This window comes from Bradyrhizobium sp. Ses1, assembly GCF_059512365.1.
Window position 1 is genome coordinate 1 of the sequence record NZ_JCAMOQ010000126.1, and the last position, 5,227, is coordinate 5,227.

The window sequence follows — 5,227 nt, forward strand, 5'->3', positions numbered from 1 at the left end:
CCTTGGAGGCTTTCGGACGCCGGCCGCCGAATACGCCGCGCCCTCCCTCAAGCGGCCGGCATCCGAAACCCTTCACAGGAACAGACTCATGCACCGCAGCAAAATCAGCCGGAGGTCCCGGCGCTTCCAGCCGCAACGCCTCCAGCCGCAAGGGCGCTGAAGGATAAGCCCGTGCTACGCCTGCCGGCGTTTCGTCAAAAGTGCGGATGAATTTCCCGGTCGCTGGTCTACTGCCGCGATCACACGTGGCCACCACATTGAGATCAGCGCCGGCCGCTGGCCCGACCACGTCCGGCTGTCGGACGTCGAGCCCGACTTTAAACCGCCTGCGGCAAGCGTGGCGCGGAGGTGCGGTCGAAGTTTTCGCAGGCACGCATGGGCACCGCCTAAGCAAGATTCCGTCGGTTGACCAGGGGATGCGTCTTGAAATGCCGCCGCCCTTAATGAGGCGCGTCTGGCACAGATTGCATAACCATTGCAACAGTAGCTGCCATTTTTCCCGAAACAAAATCCAAGTGTTGCGCTTGGGGCACGGCCTTCGGGTATCAAATCACCTATGCTCGTCAGGTGGCATGGGAAGTTAGGACCCAACTGCCGCAATTAGTTTCAACGGCCGTCCGATCCAAGCAACGCCGTAAAATGGGGACCTATATGAAGAAATTTTTGCTGGGCACTGTTTGTTTGATTGCACTCGGGGCATCCGTGCCGGCACTGGCCGCTGACATGGCCGTCAAGGCGCCGCCACCGCCTCCGCTTCCGCCGGTCTACAACTGGAACGGCTTCTACGTCGGCGCCAATGCCGGCTGGGGCGAGAGCCGCAATTGCGTGGATTTTGTCGATGCTTTCGGTAACCCGTTCCGTGACGGGTGTCATGGCCAGTCCGGTGCCGTGGTTGGTGGGCAGATCGGGTATCGATGGCAGTGGGGGGGTGGCTGGGTGTTCGGCCTGGAGGCCCAAGGAGATTGGACTAGTATCAACAGTACGCGCGCCACCTTGATCGACCCGCTGGTCTCGACCCGCGCGAGAACCGATGCCATCGGCCTTTTCACCGGCCAGATCGGCTATGCCTGGAACACGTCGCTGCTGTACTTCAAGGGTGGCGGGGCGCTGACGAGCAACCGTTACAGCATTCTCGATACGCTTACCGGCATTGACTTCGCCGCTTCTAATTCGACCCGCTGGGGCGGTAGCGTGGGTGTCGGATACGAGTACGGCTTCGCACCGAACTGGTCGTTCGGTGTCGAGTACGACCACCTGTTCATGGGCCATGCGAACAATTCGTTCTCGGTGGTCAATCCCATCGTTGCCGGCGCGCTCAATCGGATCAGTCAGGACGTGGATATGGTCACCTTGCGCGTCAACTATCGCTTCGACTGGAGCGCTTACGCACCATCGGTTGCCCGTTACTGATTTTCCCGAACTCCAGCCAACTCAGCCCCGGCATTCGTCCGGGGCTTCTTTCTTGCCGGCGCTCGCGGTTGCTCGGCGATGGCTGAGTACGGAGCCTTGAGACGAAGGGCACGCCGATTTGTCGCTTGAAAGAGGTTCAATCAACCGCCTCTTTCGCCGTGTCGACGCTTGATGATGAGCGGTGTTGAATTTCCGCCGGGCGTTGTCGTTCGTGTCAGACGCGCTAGTGCAGCACCCGCGGCGCGACCGCAATGGTCGTGGTCAGCACCTCGACAGCGTCGCCGCTACCGGGCGCCAGCAACAGTCGACTGATTTTCGCGCACTCTCATTCAATCGCGTACGAAACGCTGGATATCATGCTTGGGCACCCGCCCAAGCTGGATGTGCCTACGCTTCAGCGCGAGATGATTGCGAACAGGCGCGGCGGATATTGCTTCGAGCAGAACATACTATTTCGGCCCGGATTGCGGTCCTTGGGTTACAACATCACGAGCCTGCAAGGGCGCGTCGTACGAGGAACTGGAGCTTGATGCGCCGCGTCCGGCGATCCACATGCTGTTGAAAGTCGAGCTGCCGGAGGGGAGTTATCTTGCGGATGTCGGCTTCGGGAACCTTGCTCCGACCAGCGCGCTCCTTCTTGCCCCGCAGATCGAGCAAGAAACGCCCCACGAGGTCATGCGATTTATCGACGTTGAAGGCGAGTTGACGCTTCAGGCGCGGCTCAAAGATGGCTGGCAACACATCTACCGCGTCATTCCTCACCCGCGCTACGATGGCGAATACGAGATTACCAACTGGTACACGGCGACGCACCCGGAGACGCCATATCAAGGCAATATCATCGTGGCGAAGCCGGGACCGAACAGGAGCCGGATCACGATGTACAACGCGCGTGTCACTGTGCGCGACGCAGACGGACACGCGGAGAAGCGCTGGTTGGTGACCGAGAGGGAGTTCAGCGACGTCCTGCGCGGCGAATTCGGACTAAACATGTCCGACCAGCAGATCGAGGAGTGCGTCGCGGTTATGAAGGCGAAAGGAACGGGAGACGCTCCGCATCCATTCTTTGCTTAGGCCTTCAGGTTGGCTTTGGGTCAATCGCTACCCGTCGTCTAAAGTCGCGCCGGCCGTCAGGTTCGCAGTGATACGAAAGCTGACCTAATTCCAAGATTCCAACCAGGGGCATCGGTCGACGCACCGGTCCAATTTTAACAATTGTATGACACCCGAAATGCGCCAAAGGCCAGCTGACCTTCATATTCGACATGGGTGGAACCGAAGATCGGTGCTACGCAACGCCGGTGGAGAAGAGCACCTTTTGCAGCTTGCGTATTTTCGCGCTGCAACTGCATCGAGACTGCCGTTTGCACTGACTCTCTTCCCTTACTCGCCGCGCTCATGTCGCGGGCGCAAGCCCCTAAAATTGATCCGTTCGTGTCGATGAGGACTCACGCTTGAGCCGACATCCGGTTGGAATATCCGAATTTGCAAGTGAGTTGGATCTCAACGCGAGTAGCGACAGCAGATCTAAACATGTGTTAAGGCCGCCGCTTCGCGCCGCCCGGAATGAAGTGCCTCACCGCGGGTCATCTGCAGTGACGCGTCCGGGCGGAATGCCCAACTGTTTCCTGGCAACACTGCCGCTATCGGATCTCGATCTGTTGCGGCCCGCGCTGGAGACGGTCGCGCTCGATCAGGACGCGATCCTTGCGCGAGCGGGGGACGAGATCGACTATGTCTTCTTCCCTCACAGCGGCGCCATCTCGCTGATGATCGACATGGCGGACGGGCGCACGGTCGACACCGCTGTCGTCGGGCGCGAGGGAGCACTTGGCCTTCTTTCGGTGCTCGGGTCGTCACCTTCGGCCACTACCGCGGTCGTTCGTGCAGCGGGCACCGCCTCGCAAATCCCCGCGTCGCGATTTCGCGCCGCTTTCAACCGAAGCCCTACGATCCGGCACGCGGTCCAAATGCACGGCAGGGCGATGCTGATGCAGTTTCAGCTGGGCGCGGCCTGCAATGCACTGCATCCGGTCAAAGACCGCATGGTCCGATGGCTACTCCATTTTTGCGACTGCATCGACCACGACGTTCTTCCGCTCACCCATGAGACCTTGTCGCAAATGCTCGGTGTGCGACGAACGACGGTGACGCTCCTGATGCGCGATCTGCGCGCATCAGGAGCGATCAAATCTGATCGACGAGGCCAAATCGAGATCGATCGGTTGCGGCTCGCGGCCGCGGCGTGCGAATGCCACGGCAATATGCGTCTATCTCATTGGCCGTGCCAGATGAAAGGCGTATCCCCTGAAGGGAAGCGTGGTTTTGCATCACAGTAAATCCAGTTGCCCATGTCGCAGATGGGTCAAAGGCCGCCTTGGCCCGCTCGCATCACCCTGTTCAGGTCCCCTACGAGAAGCGGACGTTGCGACGCTTCGGGCTAAGGTCAGGCACGGCCCATCAGCGGATATTCACGGGTCGCCTGTTCAGCATGATCTGATACAAGACTATCGGGGATGGGCCAGACCCCGTGGCCGGGATCGCGAAACGAGGAATTTGGTGTCAAACAGCCGCCTGAGCACGGGCACGATTGCTTTAGCCATTGCATCTGCAATGCTTGTTCTCGATCAGTTTACTAAGCAGTGGGCACTTCTATCTCTGGGCACCGTGGGCAGTACGATCAAAATGGCTGGCCCCGTTGACCTCACGCTCGTGTGCAATCGGAGCAACGCATTTGGATTGATCGCCGATTACGGCGAGTTGTCTCGTTGGCGCTCATTTCTTTAGGTCTGGCTGTGGCTGCAATCTTGCTGAAACTTATGTTGCACCAGTCAACATCGATCGTGAATGCACTTGGGTTCGCGTTCATCAGCGCGGGAGCGCTTGGAAATGCAATCGATCGTGTTCGACTAGGAGCTGTCGTCGATCTCTTCGATGCATCGAAGCTTCGATTCGTTTGGGTTTTCAATGTCGCGGACGTTTCGATAGATTTGGGGATCGGACTAGTTCTATTAGCGGCGCTCGTGCCCGCTTTAGCCTCCTCGCACCGTTGAGTGCGCCAACGAAAGATCACTTATCCCTCGTCCGCTAGGGTCAAAATGCGAAGAACTCAGAGTAAGCAAATCTGGCCCGCTCCGCACCAGTAAGCGGACCTCAATGAGGGGTGTCGCCACTTCGCTGATGGGCCACGGGACTAAACCGCTCGCGCGGTAGGCCGGTGCGGCAGGCAGCGCGGTCAAGCCGATAGCGCCAAGGGGCGTCCTGTCTTGAGATTGAGGGGTTGCAACAACCTCACTCAAGACAGGAGCATCCCCATGACCGACGAGGCAATGAGCCCGTTGCGCCGGCGCATGATCGAAGACATGACGATCCGCAAGTTGGCCGCGAAGACCCAACATGACTACGTGCAAAGGGGCAAGAACTTCGCGGCGTTTCTCGGGCGCTCGCCTGATACGGCAACCTTCGAGGACGTGCGCCACTATCAGCTACGTCTGACGGCCAGCGGCGTTGGCGTGCCGACCATCAACCAGACCGTCTCGACGCTGCGGTTCTTCTTTCGGGTCACACTCAAGCGCCACGACATCGTCGAGCATACCCATGTCATTCACGAGCCGCGCAAGCTGCCGGTGGTGCTCAGCGTCGAGGAGGTGGCGCGACTGCTCGATGCCGCGCCGGGGCTGAAGTACAAGGCGGCCTTGAGCGTGGCCTATGGCGCCGGCCTGGGCGCTGCCGAGGTGGTCTCGCTCAAGGTCGCCGACATCGACAGCAAGCGCATGATCATCCGCGTCGAGCAGGGCAAGGGCGGCAAGGACCGTAA

7 protein-coding genes are annotated in these 5,227 nt (G+C 59.6%); all 7 read left to right on the forward strand.

Going from position 1 to position 5,227, the window contains the following annotated elements; genetic code table 11:
• Positions 1-651 precede the first annotated feature (651 nt).
• On the forward strand, positions 652-1,410 hold the full coding sequence (locus tag AC5ZG5_RS45595) for an outer membrane protein (protein ID WP_456647145.1): 759 nt from the start codon (positions 652-654) through the stop codon (positions 1,408-1,410).
• 251 nt (positions 1,411-1,661) lie between these two features.
• Positions 1,662-1,940: an arylamine N-acetyltransferase gene (locus AC5ZG5_RS45600; protein WP_456647146.1), complete on the forward strand. Its 279-nt coding sequence runs from the start codon at positions 1,662-1,664 to the stop codon at positions 1,938-1,940.
• On the forward strand, positions 1,840-2,484 hold the full coding sequence (locus tag AC5ZG5_RS45605) for an arylamine N-acetyltransferase family protein (RefSeq protein WP_456647149.1): 645 nt from the start codon (positions 1,840-1,842) through the stop codon (positions 2,482-2,484). Before AC5ZG5_RS45600 ends, AC5ZG5_RS45605 begins: the two co-directional genes overlap by 101 nt.
• A gap of 587 nt (positions 2,485-3,071) precedes the next feature.
• The gene (locus AC5ZG5_RS45610) at positions 3,072-3,749 is read left to right on the forward strand and encodes a Crp/Fnr family transcriptional regulator (RefSeq protein ID WP_456647147.1); all 678 of its coding nucleotides are present in this window, start codon (positions 3,072-3,074) and stop codon (positions 3,747-3,749) included.
• Positions 3,750-3,969: 220 nt separating this feature from the next.
• Complete coding sequence (locus AC5ZG5_RS45615; protein WP_456647151.1) at positions 3,970-4,197, forward strand: signal peptidase II; 228 nt, start codon at positions 3,970-3,972, stop codon at positions 4,195-4,197.
• A 32-nt stretch (positions 4,198-4,229) separates the two neighbouring features.
• On the forward strand, positions 4,230-4,463 hold the full coding sequence (locus AC5ZG5_RS45620; RefSeq protein ID WP_456647150.1) for a signal peptidase II: 234 nt from the start codon (positions 4,230-4,232) through the stop codon (positions 4,461-4,463).
• Positions 4,464-4,724: 261 nt separating this feature from the next.
• Positions 4,725-5,227: tyrosine-type recombinase/integrase (locus AC5ZG5_RS45625; RefSeq protein ID WP_496165553.1), on the forward strand; the 503-nt coding region annotated here is incomplete at its 3' end.